The 23781-nt window shown below is 43.1% G+C and carries 10 protein-coding genes; 5 read left to right on the forward strand and 5 right to left on the reverse strand.

Annotated elements, in window-relative coordinates; translation table 11 throughout:
- Position 1: 1 nt before the first annotated feature.
- Positions 2–1078: an NAD-dependent epimerase/dehydratase family protein gene (locus X939_RS0115250; protein WP_025764154.1), complete on the reverse strand. Its 1077-nt coding sequence runs from the start codon at positions 1076–1078 to the stop codon at positions 2–4.
- Positions 1079–1438: 360 nt separating this feature from the next.
- Between X939_RS0115250 and X939_RS0115255 the strand changes: the two genes are divergently transcribed.
- Positions 1439–2629 (forward strand): hypothetical protein, encoded by a 1191-nt coding sequence (locus tag X939_RS0115255; RefSeq protein WP_025764155.1) that lies wholly within the window; start codon positions 1439–1441, stop codon positions 2627–2629.
- Between the two features lie 279 nt (positions 2630–2908).
- Positions 2909–4843 (forward strand): hypothetical protein, encoded by a 1935-nt coding sequence (locus X939_RS0115260; RefSeq protein ID WP_025764156.1) that lies wholly within the window; start codon positions 2909–2911, stop codon positions 4841–4843.
- 121 nt (positions 4844–4964) lie between these two features.
- Here the strand turns inward: X939_RS0115260 and X939_RS0115265 are convergent, their stop codons facing one another.
- Both X939_RS0115265 and prfB read right to left on the reverse strand, forming a co-directional pair.
- A complete protein-coding gene (locus X939_RS0115265; protein ID WP_025764157.1) occupies positions 4965–5777 on the reverse strand; it encodes an alpha/beta fold hydrolase in 813 nt (270 codons plus the stop codon).
- A 69-nt stretch (positions 5778–5846) separates the two neighbouring features.
- A protein-coding gene (prfB, locus tag X939_RS0115270) for a peptide chain release factor 2 (protein WP_131694759.1) occupies positions 5847–6921 on the reverse strand; the annotation gives its coding sequence in 2 pieces (ribosomal slippage) (positions 5847–6860 and positions 6862–6921; 1074 coding nt in all).
- 291 nt (positions 6922–7212) lie between these two features.
- Here prfB and lpdA point away from each other — a divergent pair.
- The gene (gene lpdA / locus X939_RS0115275) at positions 7213–8610 is read left to right on the forward strand and encodes a dihydrolipoyl dehydrogenase (RefSeq protein WP_025764159.1); all 1398 of its coding nucleotides are present in this window, start codon (positions 7213–7215) and stop codon (positions 8608–8610) included.
- A gap of 58 nt (positions 8611–8668) precedes the next feature.
- Here the strand turns inward: lpdA and X939_RS0115280 are convergent, their stop codons facing one another.
- Positions 8669–9670 carry a polysaccharide deacetylase family protein gene (locus tag X939_RS0115280; protein ID WP_025764160.1) on the reverse strand — a complete coding sequence of 334 codons (1002 nt, stop codon included), beginning with the start codon at positions 9668–9670 and terminating at the stop codon, positions 8669–8671.
- A 188-nt stretch (positions 9671–9858) separates the two neighbouring features.
- On the opposite strand from X939_RS0115280, the gene X939_RS24025 reads away from it, so the two are divergent.
- Positions 9859–9990: a hypothetical protein gene (locus X939_RS24025; protein ID WP_262485435.1), complete on the forward strand. Its 132-nt coding sequence runs from the start codon at positions 9859–9861 to the stop codon at positions 9988–9990.
- Between the two features lie 297 nt (positions 9991–10287).
- Here X939_RS24025 and X939_RS0115285 read toward each other — a convergent pair whose 3' ends face one another.
- Complete coding sequence (locus X939_RS0115285) at positions 10288–11001, reverse strand: 4'-phosphopantetheinyl transferase family protein (RefSeq protein ID WP_025764161.1); 714 nt, start codon at positions 10999–11001, stop codon at positions 10288–10290.
- A 247-nt stretch (positions 11002–11248) separates the two neighbouring features.
- Here X939_RS0115285 and X939_RS23650 point away from each other — a divergent pair, with 247 nt between their 5' ends.
- Positions 11249–23761 (forward strand): SDR family NAD(P)-dependent oxidoreductase, encoded by a 12513-nt coding sequence (locus X939_RS23650; RefSeq protein ID WP_025764162.1) that lies wholly within the window; start codon positions 11249–11251, stop codon positions 23759–23761.
- Positions 23762–23781 lie beyond the last annotated feature (20 nt).

The following is a 23781-nucleotide window of genomic DNA, read 5'->3' on the forward strand; positions in this document are numbered from 1 at the left end:
TTTAACTATTTTGAAGACGCAGGCGGGAAGTAATTCCGTCATGGATCTGGGACAGGGTCTCGGTAAGACCGTATTCCCAGTTCCAGCCTGGGTAATGTTCCTTAAACTTAGATAAGTCGCTTACATACCAGATATGATCGCCTATTCGGTTAGTCTCTGAATAGGAGTAAGAAAGCTTGTTTCCGGTAATCTCTTCACAAAGAGCAATAGCCTCCAACATGGAGCAGTTTGCAAAGCGTCCGCCGCCGGCATTATATACTTCTCCTGCACGTGGGTTTTGATAAAAATGCCAGAACATATTTACCAAGTCATGGCTATGTATATTGTCGCGAACCTGCTTCCCTTTGTAACCGAAAATGGTGTAATGATTTCCTGTAATGGCACATTTCATCAGGTAGGCCAGGAAGCCATGTAGCTGGGCTCCGGAGTGGTTGGGGCCAGTAAGGCATCCCCCACGGAATACCCCGGTTTTCATACCGAAATATTTTCCATACTCCTGGACCATGATATCGGCAGCTACTTTGGAAGCGCCGAAGACAGAATGTTTAGTATGGTCGATGCTATGCTGTTCGTCGATCCCGTTTTTGAAATAAGCATGGTTCTCGTCGATCTCCCAGCGTGTCTCAAGCTCTACAAGAGGTAAGTAGTTGGGATTGTCGCCATATACCTTGTTCGTCGAAGTAAAGATAAATACAGCCTCCGGAGCATTTAGTCGAGTCATTTCCAGCATATTAAGCGTCCCAACTGCGTTCACGCCAAAATCGGTGAAAGGTTCCTTTGCGGCCCAGTCATGGCTGGGTTGAGCTGCTGCGTGGATGATAAGCTTAATGTCGGTGCCATACTCTTTAAAGATAGGCTCCAGCTGGCTTACCTCGCGGATGTCAGCGGCATAATGCTTGTAGTTGGAATAGGCGTCCTGGATACGGCTTTTGTTCCAGTCGGTATTGCCGTCGGCACCAAAAAAGTATTCTCTTAGATTATTGTCAATTCCGACTACGAGGTCGAATTTTTCAGATAGAAATGCAACAGATTCACTTCCGATCAGTCCGGCCGAGCCAGTAACTATGGCGATGTTCATATAGTGTAATTTGTGTTGGTCAATAACATTGGTCGCATAACGAATACTACAATGCCGTAAAGTAACTTAAAAATGACGAGTTTCACCATTTCATCTTCGTGAATGGACCTGAAAATCCTGGTAAAGTTATGAAATATTAAGAGAATTCTTAAAAGTGGGGGGTTAAGACGTATTTGATAATGACAAGTTGATTGATATGACCTTATTTCTATGCAATTATGGCTTCTAAAAACCTGATTTTTTTAATTCTGTAAGGATTATAGTAATATGTCTATGGTTTTGATTATATATTTGTAAAAAAAATATGCTAATATAGTACAAATGCTTTCCATTATTTAGGGGTGCACGGCAAAGATAGTTATGAATTTTAGTGTTTCCCTTACGAAGAGATCTAATCATTGCCTGGTTTTAGTGCTGGTATTTATCTTCGTTGCCCTATCAACTTACCCCAAATACCTGGAGATTTTGTTAGATCCGCATCCGGACATTACCCATAAGTATTTTTTCGATAAAATTAATACCCCACTAGAACCTACAGTGGCAGTTGGTAAAGAAACGCATGGTTCCAAAATTACTTTCAGAATGTTGGTGCCTTTGCTTGCCAAGGTAACTGGGGTCGTTTCTATGAATCAGGGCAGAGGAATTGTCTTGCTTTATATCTTTCAATCTCTGCTGTTATTGCCCTTTATCTGGGCGCTTTGGTCCATTGCCAAAAGACATTCGAATGCCCTGTTGGCTAGTATCTTTACATTTGCCTGTGCTGGAGTATATTTTGTCAAAGCCTTCTTCTGGGATTATGATTTTTGGTTCGATGGCTATGCTTTTTTCTTTATGATAATGGGGTTATGGACCCGCTCTAGGATGGGAGTTGGTATTTTTCTAAGTCTAGCTTGCTGGACCGACGAGCGAGCAGTAATCGCTCTTCCAGGAATATTTCTGTTTCATTTGCTGCAGGAGCATGATTTCGATCTGGGGAAAGTATCTTGGGGGATAAACTCAAAACAATGGCAAGCTGGCTCCTCAGGAGTGCTGCTGGCAGGTGGGGGCTATGCTCTTGTCCGTTTGGCTATAGGCGCCTATTTCAATTTGTCGACTCCCACCGGGCCCGAGGCGGGTGTCGACTGGGGCATGATTCCATATCAACTTCAACATAGGTCTGTCGGTATTCTGCTGGCTTTCGAAGGCCTGTGGCTGCTCTGGCCCCTGACGTTTTATTATGCGAAACGGATAGCACTGGAAAAAGCGAGCATGCTAATCTTGGTCTCTATCATATCAACTTTGATATTGCAAATCCTGGTCAGTTATAGCGTTTACGACATCACCCGAAGTCTGAGCTATGCCTTTCCGCTTTTTATAATCATGTATGCATTAGTCGTACGATATGGGGGGAAAGAGGTAAAGATAGCCCTGTGGATAATGGCTGCATGTACCCTTTTTGTTCCCACCAAATTTTTGATATTTTTCGTCAGGGATATTCCCCTGACCATACAATCTATTCCTGAGTTGAAACAGATTGCAAAGGTTATCCTTTTATCTGTAAATGGTTATTAATAATGCCATATCTTAGGGCATGCTTTCTGTCATTGATGTATAATCCTGCTCATTCTTCACCCCCCACTCGGTTTGGTTTGCCTAGCTGAAATTTGTTTTATCAACAGATAACCCCTTAAGGATTTTGCGGCTTAAGTCATTGGTGTGGTTTTCTATTCTTCTTTAAGGGTTTGGAACTCCTAAGAGAGTCTGGAAGAAAAGGACTTTTTGCCAATAGACTATTCCTTTTCAAAATAACTTCGTTAAGTTTTTAAACATATTGAATAGAAAATTCGATTTATGCATATTCTTGCCAAAAATAATTACAGGGCCTTGTCAATCTTGATCTGTGCTTCACTCCTCCTATCAGGATGTTTTAAAACCCAAACGAAGCGGATTACAATATATCCCATCCGGCCTAAAGCCGAGCTAAAATTGGAAGAAGACCAGCTATACTGGGACTTGGTAAATGGGAAAAATAATGCAGACTGGAGGCGGTTAAATGGTACACTGGAATATATTAAAATGGAATATGATTGCTCTGATTTCAGAATGGTCAATCTCATTAGAATTCTTTATGAATTCGAAGATAAAATTCCGATGGAATATCAAGGAAATATTAAAGAGGTACTCTTTAATTTTCGATATTGGTTAGATCAGCCTGGAGAAAATTCGATGTGCTATTGGAGCGAAAATCACCAGATACTGTTTGCTTCGGCGGAGTATCTAATAGGTCAGAAATATCCCACCAGCCTTTTCCCTAATAGTGGGTTAGCGGGGCGCGATCATATGCTGATGGCCAAAGAGCGCATTTTGAACTGGTTGTCGCTGCGCTGGAATTATGGGTTTACAGAATTCTATTCGAATGTCTATTACAAGGAAGATATAGGAGCGTTGATCAATTTGATAGACTATGCAGAAGATGAGGAGATCGTAAAGAAAAGTCAGATCATATTAGATCTTCTCTTCTATGATATTGCAGCACAAAGTCAGAAAACAATGTTTATCTCTGCAAGTGGACGAGCCTATGAAAGAAATAGAAAGGGAGGTAAAGATGCTAATTTGAGTAATGTTACTCAGTATTTCTGGGGAGATGGCAGAAAACTTGACGCGGGAATGATGTATGGATTGATGGTTTCGAAAAAATATGAATTACCTCCCTTATTTAAAGAAATCGCCAGAGACAGTTCCAATCAGGTCATAAAACAAAGTAATGGACTGAATATTTCTGAGTTAAAATCGGAAGGTTTCGGTGGTAGGGATACCCGAAGTCTCATGATGCAGTGGGGAATGGAAGCCTTCGTGAATCCGAAAGTAGTACGGAATTCATTGGCTTATATACGTTCGTATAGGATGTTCTCTAATGCCTTTACTTCAGATTTTGCCAAGTTAGATCACCCTCTCTTACGCCTCATGCGCCTCGAGCCCTTAGCGGTGAAGTTGCTTAAGCCCCAACAAATAGGCACCGCAATCCAAAGAGGTGATACCTATACGTATAGGACGAACGACTATTCCTTATATACGGTACAGAATTATGATATCGGCAGTTATGCCGATCAACACCATATTTTTGGTATGAATATTAAGGATGAGTTTGCCGTTTTTCATTGCCACCCTTATTTAGAAAAGGATATAAAATTCCAATCCCCTAATTATTGGGTGGGGTATGGGCATTTCCCTCATTCGGTACAATATAAGAACGTTAACCTATCCATCTACAGGATTCCATCGAAAAAGGGAAAGCTTGAAAAAGATCTTTTAAATTATACGCATGCCTATTTTCCAAAAGAAAAATTTGATACGACGATTGTGGTTGAACGTTATGCTTTCGGGAAGAAGGGAGATACATATTGCGCCATGATCGGCGCCAACGAATTTAAATTCAGAGCCGATAGCTTTGAGGATATGATCCAGCCTGGCAAAAAAGTCTTCTGGATAACGGAGGCAGGTTCAAAGTTGGAGGATGGTTCGTTTGAAGAATTTGTCAATCGTATTCGAAAGAATAAAATTGAATACAACGAGCGGGCACTCCGTTTAGCTTATTATAGCAACGGACATTTGTATGATCTGGAATACAATGGCCACTTTAAGGTTGAAGGAGAGCAGATGAACACCCATTATAAGAGATTTGACTCACCCTATATTAAGGCGGAAAGGAAAGCAAAAACGTTCAGTTTCAGGTTCAATGGAGAGACCCTCTTTCATGATTTTGAAAACAGCATTAGAACTTATTAGTAATGTCGTTCAAGAAAGGTTAACTATAATAAATATTTTTGTTGGCTTATTTTAACCATTAGTCGTTGTGTTTTATGCTTTGGAGGATAATAGCTTACGCATAATTCCTGCCCAACTGAGATCAGACTATCCCATTTTTGCCCAGATAGGCCGCTGCTTTGTCGACTACGGTGGTATGTCCGCCTGAAACTATAATGAATTGATCTGGGGGGAGGAGATTGGCTAAAGTTTTGACAGCAGAAGGTTTAAGCAATTTATCATATTCTCCTACGATCAGGTATACCTTGGTAGCATGTTGGGCAACTTGCTCATACCATTTGGGGATATTAAAACGCATATGCCGAAACCCCACCCACGCATTATAAAGCGTCAGGCGTTTTTGGCGGGTATTCATGATTTGCTCAGCAAAGCGTACAAGGCTCTTGTTAACGATTCCTATCTTTTGTAGACCCTTGACAGTAGCAAAAAATAAGCGGGGTCTTTCCATTTGCCTTCTAAGTATGTACCGTCCACCTGCATTGCGGGTGGCCAGGTGATATACCGGGTGCTCCGAAATACCATCAGGGGCAATTAGAAATGCCTTGTCGATGCGGTAGGCAAAGGCTTCCAGGATAGCCATGGCGAAGCGGCCACCCATACTGAAGCCGATGACGTCGAATCGTTCAATGCCCTGCTGTTGGAGTACCTGTTCGATCTGAAAAATCAACTCCGTTTTACGGATGAAATTGACGGCTTCTATGGGTAGGTCAGAAGACTGCTCTCCATGGAAATACAAATCGAAAGCGTAGACCGTATAGCGGTCTTTCCATTTTTGTGCCAGCGCTGAATAGCATTCAGGGCCTGTCTGACCGATGCCATGAAAGGCCAATAGGACTCTGGTGCCCGGTTGAGGCTGGGCAGGTAAGACCGTCAGGTGAAGTTGTGGCTGTGGCATGGTCTGTTGATGAGGATATACCCTCCGGCAAAGTTAGCCGGAGGGTACGTGATTTTGTCTCCGCAAATCTTAGGACTCCATGAGGTAGGCCTTAATGAAATCGTTGATCTCTCCGTTTAGAACGGCATCTGTATTAGAGGTCTGGTGGTCGGTACGGTGGTCTTTTACCCTACGGTCGTCCAGGACATAACTTCTGATCTGGGATCCCCATTCGATCTTACGCTTGGAGGCCTCGACTTCGGCGCGAGCAGCATTCCGCTTTTCGAGTTCAATCTGATATAAACGCGATTTTAATAGGCGAATAGCGACCTCTTTGTTCATCAACTGAGAACGTTCCTGCTGACAGGCGATAATAATTCCCGAGGGTTTGTGATGCAAACGAACAGCCGTCTCTACTTTATTGACGTTCTGCCCACCGGCTCCACCCGATCGATAAGTATCCCAGGTAATATCGGCCGGGTTGACGTCGATTTCGATGTCGTCGTTGGCCAAAGGATACACATATACCGAGGTGAAAGAGGTATGTCGTCGTGCATTGGAGTCGAAAGGGGAGATGCGCACCAAACGGTGTACCCCATTTTCGGATTTCAGATTCCCGTAGGCATATTCTCCATCGATTTCCAAGGTCACCGATTTAATACCGGCCACATCGCCATCCTGAATATCCACCTCACGCACTTTATAGCCATTTTTCTCTGCCCACATAATGTACATCCGCATGAGCATTGAGGCCCAGTCCTGGGACTCAGTACCTCCAGCTCCTGAGTTGATCTCGATAACGGCGGGTAGGTCGTCGCCTTCTTCCCCCATCATCTTGCGGAACTCGACTTCATCGAGCTTGTCCGAAAGTTTTTTCCCTTCTTCGTCCACTTCTTCTTCGGTGGCCTCATCGGCTTCGTAGAACTCCCAGATGGTGTCCAGGTCGTCGCGTAGGCTGGACAGTTCTTCGTAGCCATTGGTCCAGAATTTGAGTCCACGGATTTCCCGCATCGTCTTTTCTGCCCGGGTGGAGTCGTTCCAAAATTCGGGTTGAACAGTCTGTTGTTCTAAATCTTCTAGTTGTCTTTTTCGGTTATCGTAGTCAAAGATACCTCCCCAAAGCCTCTACACGGGCTTTCAAGTCTTTCAATTGCTCTAAGGTCATTTGAAGTTTGAATTTTAGTGAAAAAATCGTTTTAAGTGGCTCGGCAGTTTATTACTTGCCTGGCCTGAACCCCAGGCCCGCGACAAAAGCTGATGGCCTTAAGTACCATGGATTGCATTATTCTATTAGGGTGAATGTTTCAATCCATTGAATGGCAAAGCTACAACTTTTCCGAATAAGGTAGGAACCTAATAAATAGGGGGCTTTGTCGGTGCGGGGATTCTCGTAAATCGTCTTACATTTGTAACAAATTTATGACAACCCATTTCTTTACCATAAAAACAATAGAAAATGGCTCAAACTTATGACGTGATCGTAATTGGAAGCGGTCCTGGTGGGTATCCCGCTGCAATACGCGCCTCCCAATTGGGATTGAAAGTAGCAATTATTGAAAAGGAAAGCTTAGGTGGTATCTGCCTGAACTGGGGATGTATCCCTACTAAAGCCCTTCTGAAAAGTGCTCAGGTTTTCGAATATATCAAGCATGCCAAAGATTACGGTATCAATGTTAGCGATCCTTCTGCAGATTTTGGTGCAGTTATCAAAAGAAGCCGCGGGGTAGCTGATGGTATGAGTAAAGGAGTTTCCTTCTTGATGAAAAAGAATAAGATCGATGTCATCATGGGTGCCGGTAAGGTAAAAGGAAACAAAACCGTTGAGGTGACCGACAAAGATGGCAAAAAGACGGACTATACGGCCAACAAAGGGGTGATTATCGCCACTGGAGCTCGCGCCCGTGAGTTGCCAAATATCAAAATTGATGGTCAGAAAGTAATCGAATACCGGAAGGCGATGAGCTTGGAAAAGCAGCCTAAGTCACTACTAGTAGTAGGTTCGGGTGCTATCGGTATGGAGTTTGCCTACGTATATGCAGCCATGGGTACTAAGGTGACCGTGGTAGAATTTCTTCCTAATCTGGTACCAGTTGAGGACGAAGATATCTCTAAGGAGATTGCCAAGCAATACAAGAAATTGGGTGTCGATACCTACGTAAATTCTTCTGTTGAGAAAGTTGACACCAGCGGAGCAGGATGTGTAGTAACGGTAAAAACTCCGAAAGGGGAACAAACTTTCGAAGTGGACGTTGTACTTTCTGCGGCTGGAATCGTTTCTAATATCGAGAACATCGGTCTGGAAGAAACGGGTATCAAAACAGATAAAGGTAAGATTTCTGTTAACGAATGGTACGAAACCAGCGTTCCTGGATTCTATGCCATTGGAGACTGTACCCCTGGGCCTGCTCTGGCACACGTGGCTACTGCCGAAGGAATTATCTGTGCCGAGAAACTGGCTGGTCATAAGACGGAGGCTTTAGACTATGGCAACATCCCCGGATGTACCTATTGCCAGCCCGAGATCGCTTCTGTCGGCCTTACCGAGAAAAAGGCACGGGAGGCTGGATACGATATCAAAGTGGGAAAATTCCCCTTCATGGCTTCTGGAAAGGCATCAGCCGCCGGAGCGAAGGAAGGTTTCGTAAAGGTTATTTTTGATGCCAAATATGGTGAGTTCCTAGGAGCACACATGATTGGTATGAACGTAACCGAAATGATTGCTGAGGTTGTTGTGGCCCGTAAGTTGGAGACCACCGCCCACGAAATCCTTCGTTCGGTACATCCTCACCCTACCATGTCGGAAGCGGTGAAAGGTGCTACAGAAGCAGCTTATGGCGAAGCCATCGACCTGTAATTAAGTTGTTATACGTTAAAGAGAGAGGGGCTGTTCGCAAGAATGGCCCCTCTCTCTTTTACTTTGCCTTTTTCCTTCTTTCCATGGCCTCACGCCAGGTGGTGAGGACAATACCTTCTTTTTCGATATAGGCCCGGAGTTTAGGGTCGATCATTGCCAGGAAGTCGCCCTGACGGGTAGGCCAGGAGTCGGAGATATGCGGAAAGATTTCCGAATGTGTGGTGCAGTGCATGATGACCATCGTAAGTCCCGGCTTAATGTTGTCAAGAGCCTTAATGTATCTTTCGGTTTTATAGGCCTGCAGGGCCTCGGGACTCTTGTCTCCCGATTCGGGGCCCTTCCATCCATAACTGCTGTTTTCCAGGTCGTCGAGCACGGGTAGTCCGGCCGCCCAGAGCTGCTGCCCTACCTTTCGGGTCATTTGGAGCTGATCGGCTACCAGTTTCTCCTGGGACTGAGCCACGGTATTATGTCCGCCGGGAAACATCACTGGAATTTTCTCCTCCATTCCTACCTTCAGATAGCGCTGCATAAATTCGGGGGTAGCGAAGAGCGTTCCCATATGTGAGTCCAGGTGAGTAGGCTCAAAGCCCATCTCCCGTGCCCTGGCCAGCTGAGCGCGTATCTCCATTTCTACTTCGTCGGGACTGGCATTTTTCACGACATCACCCACACCTTTCCACAGCGCACCTTCCGAGTCGACCAGGCCTTTTACGGCTGGTTTTCCTGCCAATGGTCCCCATCGATAATCCTTAAATTCTGAGGTCAGTGTAAGATGCAGTCCAGCGTCTACATTTGGATTTTCCTTCATATAATGAACAAATCCGGGTACCCAAGGACAGGGCATCATCACACTCAATGAGTTGGCTACTCCCTCTTCCATAGCCCTGATGGCACCCTGGTTGGACTCATAGGACATGCCTACATCGTCGATATGCATAATAATGATCTTTTTTCCTTTAGGATATCCTAATTTCTCGGCAAAGGTCTTATCGGTCGTTTGGGCCTGCGTTAGGCTGGTCATGCTCATTAGTAGGGCGGCTAGAGTAAAGCGTTTCATGAACTGAGGTGTTGATTGATACGAATTTATAAAGGTATATTATTATACGCTACTCCACGCCAATCGTACTATATTACTTATCCCTCCACACATGGGTTTTGAAATTATCTGCCCCTTGACGGGATACGGCCTGATTGTAAACTAAGGGCACTCAGTTAGAATAGTATAATGCGCATACTACCTCTGGTTTGAAATCCTTACAATGGGGAGCTACAGGCATGTCGTCCATATCGGCAAATTTTTATCCTGAAGTCCATAGCTGGTTATGCCGACATGCCAACGATCCTGCCAAGAAAGCCGATGGAATATGGCTCCAGTAAGAAATCGCTCAGATGGAACCGGTCATATCTCAAAAGTATCCAGTAAGTGTAAAATATTTTTTGAGCAGAAGTGGTCTTCCCTTAGAAATTAGTAGGGGTAAGTCGAAAGCGATATGGACAGCCGCGGAGCGGGCTAGCCTCGACCGTGTCCATACAACATTTTTAGGATGGTGCGATCGACTGGGATAAAGGCAGGTTAATGGAGAGTTAGGTGTAAATTTAATTGATGCGTATAGGGTTTTAAGGCAACCGAGCTTCGTTGACCTTTAATTATTCAAGGCATTAGGGTTTCATGTTTTATATTACTCCACCAACTAGGGCTATTTTTGCTGGATGAACAATAGTCCAGATATATTCTTCGTATTGCCAGCAATAAGCTTTAAATGAGGTAAAATATTGGAAGGATGCCTCCCAATGGTCATTTTGTCTATCAATAGATGCTATTTCAAAGATCTTTGGATTTACGGTAAGACCTGTTTTTATAGCCTTTGAAAGTGCTTCTTTAATGGTCCAAATAAGTGTATAGGGCTGTGGACTCGTTAATAGAGATCCGGATAGCAGATTGGCTCTCTCGGTTTCGGATAGGGGCACAAGTCGTGTCCAATCTTTGGTGAAATCAACTCGCTCAATGTCCAATCCTAAAGGAATGGCCTCGGGGAAAACAATACAAGTTGCCCATTCTCCGCTATGAGAGATGCTGATCTGGCTATGGTTGACATCAGGATGCTCAATAATTGGTTGATTGAAAATTCCTGAGGATATCTGGACTGCTGCTGGAATGGGAACTTTCAAATAAGTCTTTAAAGCTGTTTTGGCTACATATCGCCCATGAAGATAGCTATATTGGCGGTTTATTGATGGGATAGAATTATAATATTCTAATTCGTTTGTACCTAAAAACTCCTCCTTAACTAATTGTAATTCAGAAAAATGTGCCTTGCATGAAACCATGGTTGCATCTCTGGTGACATCTTTTCCTCTTAGCCCTAGTGGGTTTATAATGCAGTTCATCTGGATTCCTTGTTTTAAGTAATGTTCCTAAATATTTGTGGAGAGCAAAGGATAATGAAACCCTGAATATACGGAACTTCTAAAGGGTATAACCTTTAATAAATACGATTTTTTAGTCGAAATACTTTGATTTGCAAGACTAGAATGTTTTCGTAGTTTTGGATCGATCGATCATTTAGCACCGCAGAATTTACTGCGTTTCTCCCATTCTTTTTCAGGAAAAATAAATCTAAACATTTCAACGTATATGAAGATGCAAAGTACCGATTCAATCCAGGAGACCCTACTACGCCTAGCTACAGTTGAGACCAGGCCATTCTTAGAAGATACGCGAGCCGAGCGAGATCTAAAACAGCTGTGTCAATATGGTTTATTAAATGTCTTAGTCAAGATGGGCATAGAAAATAAGCCCTTAGAAGGAATAAGATCATCTTTAGGTATTGCTGAAAAACTGGATAGGTTTTGGGCGGAATTATTTTCGGAGCTGTTGGCAGATGGAATATTAGAGGTTAATGCTGACAGGTTGCACATACCTTTTCATGTTATGGAGTTACTTCGAAACTTCGATTTTGAAAGAGATAGTGAATTGTTGATTCGGTCCAATGCTAGCTACATACCATATGTGAAGCAGTTGAGATTATGCCTAAGTTGTTATGTTGATTTGTTAAAAGGTATAATTCCGGCCACGGACGTGATTTTTCCAAATGGAGACCTTGAAAATGTTAGCGGGATTTATAAAAATAATTATCGGGCAAATTATTTTAACGATATTCTCGGGGAACTAGTAGCTGGAAGTGTGGCCAATTCCGTAGGGTCGTTAAACCCTGGAGATAAAATACGCATATTGGAAATCGGTGGCGGCACTGGAGGTACAAGTGAAGGGCTTTTCAAAAGACTAGCTCCATTTAGTGCAAATCTGGAGTATACCTTCTCAGATGTTTCAAGGAGTTTTCTATTCTATGCGGATCGATATATGGAGGTAGCCCCCTACATTAAAACCGCATTATTCAATATTGAAGAACCGGCTTCCAACCAGAAAATACCTGCTGGTTTCTTTGACATTATAGTAGGGGCCAATGTGGTTCATGCGACGCGTAATATTAACAAAACGCTCCAGAATTTAAAGTCGGTAATGAAGAAGGGAGGTCTGATGATTTTAAATGAGATTGCTCAGACAGAATTTTTTTATACAGTTACCTTCGGTTTACTCGATGGCTGGTGGCTTTATGAGGACGAGCACCTTCGTCTCAAAGGCTGCCCTGGGTTGAGTAGTGAAAGCTGGAAGATTGTATTGGATCAAACAGGGTTTACTTCGGCAAGTTTTTACCCGAGGGGGCTTCAGTTACCACAACAGATAATTGCGGCTGTGAGTGATGGTAAAGGAGGCAAAGTTCAATTACCTCCCTCGATACTTCCGCACCTTGAGCATAGTTCGACTGAAGTCGATTTATCTATAAAAAGCATTGATTTGGATTGGTTAAAAGACAAACTATTAACTATCGCTGCGGAGACCATCAAACTTCCAAAAGAAGAATTCAACATAGACGAAAGATTCTCTGATTATGGTTTTGATTCTATTTTGGGCACAACTCTGATCAAAAATATGAATGATGATCTGGGAATCAATCTTAAAACCATCGATATTTTTAACTATCCTGATATTACCTCCATGGCGGAATATATCAAGGTTCAGTTTGCAGAAACTATACAAATTCCCGTTGCATCCCCAAAATCAGAGTCAAGAGGCTCAACCATCCTTACGGGTGAAGTAACCGAGAATCTAGGTGGAAATAGTAATAGAACAATCTCAAGTCCGGAAAATTCTAAAATTGAGCCAGCTAAAGTATTGGGAGAAAGTATTGACCATAGAGGTGAGCAAGTGGCGATTATTGGAATGAGTGGAAAATTTGGAGCTGCTGAAAGCCTTGAAGTTTTTTGGGAGACAATCAGAGAGGGAAGGAGCTTAATTGAGGAAGTACCGGCCAATCGTTGGGATAAGAACGTGCATTATAGTGCGAGTAAAAACGAACCTGGAAAAACGAATAGTAAGTGGGGTTCATTTTTAAGGGATACAGATAAATTTGATCCATTATTTTTCAAAATCTCAGGGAGGGAAGCCGAAGTAATGGATCCCCAGCAACGTTTATTTATGGAGGAGTGCTGGAAAGCCTTGGAAGATGCGGGGATAAATCCTCAAAAACTCAAATCAAGCAAGACTGGAGTGTTTGTTGGTGCCGGACCTAGCGACTATCTTGATGGGGAAGATAGCAAGGAGGCGGCTTCTTTTTGGGGGAACGCTAGTTCTATCCTTGCTTCACGGATATCATATTTCTTAGACCTTAAAGGTCCTGCTGTTTCCTTAGATACTGCTTGTTCCAGTTCGTTAGTTGCCCTAGATTTAGGGTGCAAGAGTCTTCTTACCAATGAGACTGATCTAATTCTTACCGGAGGGGTATGGTTAGCCACTCGTCCTGATTTTTACAAGCAAACAAGTAAAGCTGGGATGCTCTCTCCTGATGGGCAATGTTATACATTCGATAGTCGTGCCAATGGATTTGTACCTGGGGAAGGAGTAGGGGTGGTAATACTTAAGCGATTATCGGACGCTGAGCGCGACGGGGATCGTATTTATGGTATTATTAAGGGGAGCCTTACTAATCAAGATGGAGCCACAAACGGGATTACGGCACCAAGCTCGCTGGCTCAACAGGCATTAGAAACCGAAGTTTATACCAAATTTAATATCGACCCTCATACCATTGGTTGCGTAGAAGCGCATGGTACGGGTACAAGTCTTGGAGACCCCATCGAATTTGAAGCCCTTTCGGCTAGTTTTCAAAAGTTTACCGGTGATAAAGGTTTTTGTAGCCTAGGGAGTGTAAAAACAAATATTGGTCACACGGTGATGGCTTCTGGGGTAGCGGGAATTATCAAAGTTTTGCTTTGTTTCAAACACAGGTTACTGGTACCTAGTCTGAATTATGTGCAACAAAATCCATTGATCAGTGTTCCGGATAGTCCATTTAAGATTCAGCAAAAATCGGAAACCTGGCTCCCTTCTGGAAATTTCCCTCGACGTGCTACCGTGAGCAGTTTTGGGTTTAGCGGAACGAATGCCCATGTTGTTCTGGAAGAATATATTTCAAAAAATAGAGAGAAGTACACCAGTACGGAACCGGCAATTTTTGTATTGTCAGCCAGGGACAAGGATTGTCTTAAAACACAAGTTAAGAATCTACTTTTTTATACAAAACAGTATGAAGGAATAGATCTCTATGCAATGGCTTATACGCTGCAGGTAGGAAGGGAACCCATGGAACAACGCCTGTCCTTCACGGCTAAACATATGGTCGATTTGCAGGAGAATTTACAGGCGTATTGCAATGCAGAGTCCGGTCGGTATTATGAAGGTGATGGTTTAGTACAGAAAGAACAATTTTTTCTACAAGGAGCTCCAGGCACGTCAACTGTTGAGGCTGCTATTCAAGCCAAGGATTCCGAAACACTTGCTCAACTTTGGGCAAAGGGTATGACCATAGATTGGGTAGACTTGTATTCTGAGAAAAGACCGGAGAAGATTAGTCTGCCCACTTACCCTTTTTTGCGAGACAGGTACTGGATTGCCCAAGATAATCAGATGGGAAGATCAGAACAGAAGATGTTGCACCCCTTGGTACAAGAGAATATCTCCACATTCGCAAAACAAAGCTATAGGACAGTCCTTACTGGCGAGGAAGTTTTCGTAAAAGATCATAAGTTATTTGGTCAGACTGTTTTTCCTGGCGTAGCTTATTTAGAAATGGCACGGCATGCGACCAGTATATCTTCAGGACAGGAGATAAAACAGCTCCGAAACGTTAGTTGGGTTAATCCTCTCCATTTCGATCAAGGCATAAAAGAACTGGCAATCAAGACGGAGTTGGGTAGAAAGGGTATCATTTTTGAGGTAACAAACTGGAATGGAGACTCAAATTTGTACTGTAGGGGAGAGGCAAATTATGAAACACTACCACAAATTGATTCTATCGATATCAATGCGCTTCAAAGGAGCTTTTCTTATGGCTCTAATCGACTGGAGAGTTATGAGCAATTTAAGGCGATGGGTCTTACCTATGGTCCTGGTTTTCAAGGGATACATACGCTATATAATGGGTTGAATGTAGCATTGGCTTCAATTGAGCTGGTTCCAAATCCGGGCTTTATGCTTGATCCTTCAATCATGGATAGTGCTGTCCAAACGTGCTTATCAGTGATGCTCCGTGAAGATAAAAATCGTACGGTGGTTCCCTTCCGGGTCAAAGAGGTTAATATTTATGCTGATTTGCCAAATCGTATATGGAGTTATGCCCGAAAATCCGGAACTAATATGGATGGAGTCAAAAATAGCCTGCTGACTTATGATATCGATCTGTTCGATATGCAGGGGAGGGTATTGGTTCAATTAAAAGCTTTCTCTTTCTCTCCAATGAATCCGGAAGCCAAACGTCCAGAAGCCATCGAATTCTCACATCCTGCTTTGCATTTGTTTGGTAACCATTGGAATGAAAGGGAACCGGGGAGAGGGATTGTAAATAGCGACTTAACAACTCCTACAATTTTACTAGCTGGCGGCTCAGCTCGGTTGGCTGATGCACTTAGCCAAGAAACGAAGATGCCCGTAGAATCAATTTCATGCCAGACCGCCGAGGATTTATTTTTTACGGTACTGCAAAAAATAAAATCTGGAATGGAACAAAGGGTTCCACTTCATTTTATAGTATTGGTCCAAAATCATGAATTTGCTGAATATGGATATATCACTGGGTTGTTAAAAACGGCTAATCAAGAAAACGCCTCAATTAGTGGGAGAGTAGTAGGGGTCGAAAGACTCATTTCGAACGAGCAAAAATGGTTGGCGTCAATACTAACTTTTGAAAAGGATAAGATAGAATCAGAGGTAAGGTACATTAATGGGAAGAGGCAGGTAAAATCACTCGACCCGATGATTAGCATTTCATCAGTCCCGCTTTCGGTTGCGATTAAGGAAGGAGGGGTTTATTTGATTGCCGGAGGTATGGGAGGACTGGGACAAATTTTTGAAAGACACATTCATAAGGTGACCGGAACCCGTGTCATTCTTACTGGGCGACGGGACGGGGCTGTACTACCATTGAATTTGATGAATAATGGATCGGAAAGGGAATATAGATCCTGTGATTTATCGTCTAGAGCTGATGTAGATCGACTTTTAAACGAAATTATTGCTAAGTATGGCCGCATAGATGGAATTATTCACAGTGCTGGAGTACTTCGGGATAATTTATTGCATAAGGACACTCCCTGGTCAGATATTCAAGAAGTACTTGAACCAAAGATTCAAGGTGTGAAAAATCTTGATCTAGCGAGCCAGGAGTTTGATTTGGACTTCATGGTGTACTTCTCATCCGTAGCGGGAGTCATAGGGAACTCGGGCCAAGCAGCATATGCAGCTGCCAATGCTTACCTAGATCATTATGCTCAGTTCCGAAATGAGCTTGTAGAGGATGGCAGGAGAAAAGGTAAGACCCTGAGTATAAATTGGCCGTATTGGAAGGCCGGGGGGATGCAGATGGATCTGGAGCATCAGCGGTATTTAAAGAATGTTTTTGGGCTTAAGCCCATGTCCGAAGCGGTTGGCTTAGCTGCGTTTGAGCAGATTCTGCGATCCGCCAATGGTCAGGTGGTAGTTGGCTATGGAGAGGGTGATAAAATTTTTAAATCCTTTTCAGAAAGGCAAGTGATTATGCTTTTGGCCAAAACAAAAGTGAAGCAGGCCATACATAACGGAGGTGCATCTGAATCCGGGGCAGTAAATTCAGATCTAATACCAGAGCTTGTAAGAATACAAATTCAACAAATAGCATCGGAGATTTTAAAATTTGACCAGAAGACCATACGGGTTGACAAGGATCTTATGGGTTATGGATTCGACTCAAATATGTTGGCACGTTTTGCCAATGATCTTAACGATTATTATGGGATAGATTTGGCGCCTACGGCTTTTTATAATTATTCCACTATTAACGAACTGGTCAGTCATCTCACTGAGAACTATAGTCAAGAGTTGCATCAGAAATATCGGGAGGAATCCCAGCAAGAGGGGTTGACTTCAGTATCAGAATCCTCCGTTATTGGTAATAAGGGGGAGGAGCTGCCCAATTTTCCCTCGATGAAGTCTCATCATTCTTACGAAGATTTCACTCCTTACCAAGCTAGTAACGAACCTGTAGCGATAGTAGGTATTTCCGGCCGATTTCCAGGAAGTGAAGATTTAGCCACTTTTTGGGAGCAAATAAGAGATAAAAAGGATTTGGTTACGGAGATCCCTGAGGAACGCTGGGACTGGCGGGAGTATTATGGTGATCCTCGAAAAGACCTCTATAAGACCAAAGCCAAATGGGGAGGTTTTATATCAGATATGGATAAGTTTGATCCCTTGTTTTTCGAAATTTCGCCTGTCGAGGCCGAGCTCATGGATCCTCAGCAGCGCATTACCTTGGAGGCCGTTTACAGCGCCTTAGAGGATGCTTCCATTCCTGCAGCTAAGCTCAGAGGCTCTAATACAGGGGTTTTCATTGGCGTTCTCAATAATGATTACACCATGTTACTAGGCCAGCAAAAGGACCTGATCATTCAAGCCCAAATTTCTAGTGGTAATCTGCGAACCATCTTGGCGAACCGGGTTTCTTATCTATTGGACTTACATGGTCCTAGTGAACCGATTGATACTGCTTGCTCTAGTTCTTTAGTGGCTGTGCATCGAGCAGTGGAAAATATTCGCTCAGGGCGTTGTAAGGTAGCTATAGCAGGGGGGGTAAATGCTATACTCTCTCCAGAGACTACCATATCCATCAGTAACGCAGGGATGCTTAGCGAAGATGGTAGGTGTAAGACTTTCGACCAAAGTGCCAATGGATATGTCCGTGCCGAAGGAGTAGGCATTGTAATTCTGAAGTCTTTATCAGAGGCTGAACGCGATGGAGACCGGATTTATGGTATAATCAGAGGTACGGCAGAGAATCATGGGGGAAAGGCCAATACGCTTACCTCTCCTAATCCCCAGGCGCAAAAGGAGCTTCTCCTAAGCGCTTATCGCTCTGCCAATGTAGATCCCAGTAGAGTAAGCTATATAGAAGCTCATGGTACGGGAACCTCTATGGGTGACCCTATTGAAACTGAGGGTTTAAAGATGGCTTTCGCCACTCTATACAAAGAGAAGGGTTTGTCCATACCCTCAGAGCCTATTTGTGGGATAGGCAGTGTAAAAACAAATATCGGTCATTTGGAGTCTGCCGCCGGAATGGCAGGTATCATCAAGGTTTTATTATCTCTGAAGTATCAAATGATTCCCGGTAACCCGCAATTGAATACTCCAAATGAATTTTTGAGACTTTCAGGTAGTCCTTTCTATTTGCAGAAGGATACTACTCCATGGTTTAGTCCAATGGGTATGCCAAGAATTGCCGGGGTAAGTGGTTTCGGATTTGGCGGCGCTAATGCACACATTATTATCGAAGAGTACCTTGGGGGAAGTAAAAAACGATTTGAAAGTACTGAACCGTCGGTTCTTCTGTTATCAGCAAAAAATACGGAGAGATTAAAAGCTAAGGTAAAAGACTTATTGACCCATATTCAGGTAAACCCTTTGACCGATCTCAATGATATGGCCTATACCTTGCAGGTCGGTAGAGATCCGATGCGAGAACGACTGAGTATTATTGCCAAAAACATTCCCGAACTGCAGGGGTATCTAAGCGACTTCTTAGGGGGAAAATCAGATGGTATGTATCGAGGGAGTATAGTATCAAATGAGCTTCTTTCAGATCTGGAAGAGGAGCAGTTGAGATCACAGGCGCAAAAGGCCCTTTCTGGCAAGGACTACCATTCTTTGGCCTCATTATGGGTGAAAGGTGCCGATATAGCCTGGTCTAAGCTTTATGGTGATATAAAACCAGTAAAAATAGCTTTACCGACTTACCCTTTTGCAAGGAAAAGATATTGGATCCCGCAGTCCAAACAGGTTATAAATCCTTCTGGAAACCTGACCATACATCCGTTAGTACATCGAAATAGTTCAACTCTTAAATCACATAAATATTCCAGTTTATTTAGCGGAAAAGAATCCTTTATAAAGGATCATAAAGTGGGTGGAAAGTGCTTAATGCCTGGAGTAGCTTACATAGAGATGATCAGCCAAGCGGGATCCATGAGTACTCAGAAAAGGGTTACGCAGTTAAACAATGTAAGTTGGCATAATGCCTTTCATCTAACGGGAGATACCCAAGAAATAGAGATAAAAATAGAGCAATCGAGACAAGATTTTGGTTTTAATGTTTCGACTTTTGGTCAGGAATCGAACCTATCGTTATGTTCTGGATCATTCAGCACCTTTCCTCTTGTAGAAGTAGCAGCCATCGATTTGGAGGCCATAAAAAGTCGGTTGAGTGACGTGACAGCAGGGGATGATTGCTATACAATATTTCGGGAAGCTGGCCTTGAGTATGGAAGTAGCTTTCAAGGAATAAGCACGTTATTTATGGGGGACAGCGAATCTCTAGCCTTTATAGAATTGCCTGTCGACGCAAGATATTCACTAAATCCTGGACTTATAGATAGCGCTTTACAAACTTGTTTGGGAACAATAATGACGTCTACTGGTTTACCAAGCGCATTGGTTCCTTTTGCCGTGAGGCAAGTCAATTTATACCAGGCACCAACCGACAGGATATGGGCTTATGCTATCAAAAAATCCAAGGTGGTGGGACAAAATGAGATCATCAGTTTTGATATTGAGATCACAGATGATTCGGGCCAAGTGCATTTGCAATTTAAGGATTTATCGGTGCTAAGCCTGAGTGGAGAACCTGTTTTACAACCAAAAAAATCGGGTTTGGCCCATGCGGAAAGCTTGCATCTGTTTGATTATTCCTGGCAGGAGACCTTAGATGTAACTTTGGGATATCAATCAGGGTTGATACCTGCTCAGATTATTCTTCTGGAAGAGAAAAATTCTGAACTTGCATCAGCTTTAGGTGATATTCTGAATTTACCTGTAAAGAGCCTTTCTGATTCAGAAGTCGCAGACTTATTTAATGGATTGCTGGACATATTAAAGGAGAATATAACGAAGCAACGTTCTGGACCGATCTTACTATTCTATAATTCAGCCCAGGTACTTCGTTATGGTTTTTTGTCGGGACTTTTAAGAACTTTACAGCTTGAAAATGAACGTCTCACTCCTCGGATGATAGGCGTAGAAATGTTAAGAATGGAAAGTCCGCTCGCTATGGCGGCGCTGATTAAAAGCGAACTGGAAATTCCTTTTACTAAAACTGAAATGGAAATTCGGTATGTAGAGGGAAGAAGACAAAGCAAGAGACTACAAATTTTTTCGACTGAACAATCCTCGGTAGCTGCTATGGCTCAGGAACAGGGGGTTTATCTGATTACAGGAGGTGTGGGGGCGTTGGGATATTTGTTTGCACATTACTTGACTAAGACGAAGGACGTTCAGGTAGTTATAACTGGTAGAAGACCTGCCTCGGAGGTAAAGAACTTCGAAAATATTAATTATCTGCAATGTGACGTAAGTGATGCAGATGCGGTTAGGGCATTAATACAGGAAATAACCGTACGATTTGGGAAGCTCAATGGTATCCTGCATAGTGCTGGGGTAACGCGAGATAGTTTTATTATGAATAAAACCTCCAAAGAAGTTAGGGAAGTTTTCGCTCCAAAGGTAAAAGGGGTACAAAATCTGGATCAAGCAATAGGAGATACCCCTTTGGATTTCTTCATTTTATTCTCCTCTTTGGCAGCCGTCAAAGGCAATATTGGACAGGCTGACTATGCGGCGGCCAATGCTTATCTGGATCAATTTGCCCATGAGCGCAATAAGCGCGTAGCAAATGGAGTGAGCAAAGGTAGGACTTTAAGTATTAACTGGCCTCTATGGGCCGAAGGAGGAATGTCCGTCAATGAGGGCAGCGCACATTATCTGGAGAAGAAATGGGGGATGATGCCAATGCCAAGTCAAGAAGGAATAAAAGCCTTTGAAAAACTATTGGGTTCGTCTCTGAGTCAAGGAGTCGTCATGTATGGTCAAAAAGAAAAGTTAATTGATGAGCCTCTGAACAAAATTAATCGTGGATCCAAGATTCAGCTTCAAGCAGCTGACAGAACCTTGTTTCAGACGATTTTGGAAAAAGATATTTTAAAGCTCATCGCTCAGGTTCTAACTTATGATGTAGAGGATCTGATGCCTGATGTCGAACTAAGTAGTTATGGTTTCGATTCGATAATTTTAACCAAGTTTACCAATCAATTCAACGACTATTACGAGCTTGACTTGTCTCCAGCTGAATTTTTTACTTATTCAACTATACGGGAGCTGGCTGGTTTTATGATCGATCATTATCTAGACGAGATAGGACCTAAATATAGTCATCTGATTAGTAATCTCACTTCTGAAGTAGCGGAAGAGTCTAGAATTTTGCCAAACGGACCTACTGGGAGGTATCCTAATTCAAAATCTAATCCTTCAACAAAAGATGATGATGAAAAGGATCCGGTAGCCATTGTGGGGATGTCAGGTCGTTTTCCTGGGTCTGAAAATTTGGTGGAATTTTGGGAGCAGCTAACAGGTAACAAGGACCTTATCCGTGAAATTCCACCTGACCGATGGGACTGGAAATCATACTATGGAGATTCCCGTCGTGATGCGCTAAAAACGAAAGCAAAATGGGGAGGTTTTATTTCTGATATAGATAAATTTGACGCCTCTTTTTTTGAAATTTCAGCCCGAGAAGCGGAATTGATGGATCCCCAGCATAGGATAACCTTAGAGGCTGTGTTTTCTGCTTTAGAGGATGCGGGTATTCCAACCAGTAAGTTGAAGGGAACTAGTGTGAGTGTATTTATTGGAGTGCTAAATAACGACTATGCCGATTTGTTAAGCGAGCAGCGGGAGCTTCGTGTGCATGCTCATTATGCTACAGGTAATACCCATTCAATGCTGGCTAATCGTATCTCGTATCTATTGGATATTCATGGCCCGAGTGAACCAATCGATACGGCTTGCTCCAGTTCATTGATAGCCTTAAACCGTGCAGTGGATAGTATTCAGTCTGGCCGTTGCGCAATGGCTATTGCTGGAGGAGTGAACTCTTTGCTCTCTGTAGATACTACCTTGGCTGTAAGTAATGCTGGTATGCTGAGTGAAGATGGCAGATGCCGGACGTTCGATCAGCGTGCCAATGGATATGTTCGAGCGGAGGGTGTAGGAATATTGGTTTTAAAATCACTCAGCCAGGCCCAAAAAGATGGTGATCACATTTATGCCCTTATTCGGGGAACCGCCGAAAATCATGGTGGAAGAGCTAATACTCTAACTTCTCCCAACCCGATTGCCCAGAAGGAAGTAATATTGAATGCTTATCGTCGCGCGGGTGTAGATCCTCGTACGATAAGCTATATTGAGGCTCATGGCACCGGGACAGCTCTAGGAGATCCCATTGAGGCGGAAGGATTGAAAATGGCATTTGAAACCCTCTTTAATGAATGGGGGTTAAGTACTCCTTCTCATCCTGTATGCAGTATAGGGAGTGTCAAAACCAATATTGGTCACCTAGAGTCTGCGGCAGGGGTAGCGGGTGTAATTAAGGTGTTATTATCTATGAAACATCGCATCCTTCCGGGAAACCCTCAATTAGAAAATGCAAATGAGTTTCTTCGACTGAACGGAAGCTCCTTTACCCTTCAAAAGAAAACTACACCCTGGATTTCTCCTGAAAATACTCCTCGGAGGGCAGGGGTCAGTAGTTTCGGATTTGGGGGAACTAATGCGCATATCGTTTTGGAAGAATACATTCCATCCGTTCCAGCTGATTTATCTCAGCAAGAACAGGTAATAATTCTGCTTTCAGCCAAAAACAAAGATAGGCTAAGGAAACGTGTGGAAGATTTACATGCCTATTTAGTACTCAATCCAGAAGTTTCTATCCATCAGGTAGCCTATACGCTCCAAGTAGGTCGAGATCATTTATCACAGAGAATGGGCTTTGTAACCGTTTCTGTCATCGAATTACAGGAAAAACTGAAAAATTTTCTAAAGGATGATGCTGTTTTTTGTGAGGGCCATACAGATGAGGGAAATGGGCCGGTTAAATTATTAGATAGCGATAAAGGGAATCGACTTCTAGACCTGGGCCAGTACGAGCAGCTCTTAGAATTATGGTGTTTGGGGGGAGTAGTAGATTGGAAAAGACTATACCCCTTGGGCAGTCCGGGGAAAATAAGTCTACCCACCTATCCCTTTGCTCGGGAGCGCCATTGGATCCTCCCTTCTCCGGAGAAAAAAAGCCATAGCCAGATAGTCGCAATCCCGGTTGCAATTCGAGAAGAAAACTCTGAAACTTATGGAATGGGTCTACCCTTAAGTCGTATAGGTGAACCTGACTTCTTAGATCTGTTAAAAGATCGGTTGGCTATTATAGCGGCTGAGACTGTTAAAAAAATGAAAAGTGATATTGATATCGAGAAGGATTTTTTTGAAAATGGTTTCGATTCCTTGTCGGGTGTGGAGCTTATCCGCAATATAAATGCTGTACTTCCAATTACACTAGACTTTGCCGACCTATTTAGCAATCCAACTATTTCCACACTTTCGGACTATATATATGCCCAGCTATCGACAGGGATTTCTTATGGGCCCCAAGTCCTTACGAATTCCATTCATAAATAATGGCTATTAGCCATTGTCGA

The organism is Dyadobacter tibetensis Y620-1, assembly GCF_000566685.1.
Taxonomy (GTDB): Bacteria; Bacteroidota; Bacteroidia; order Cytophagales; family Spirosomataceae; genus Dyadobacter; species Dyadobacter tibetensis.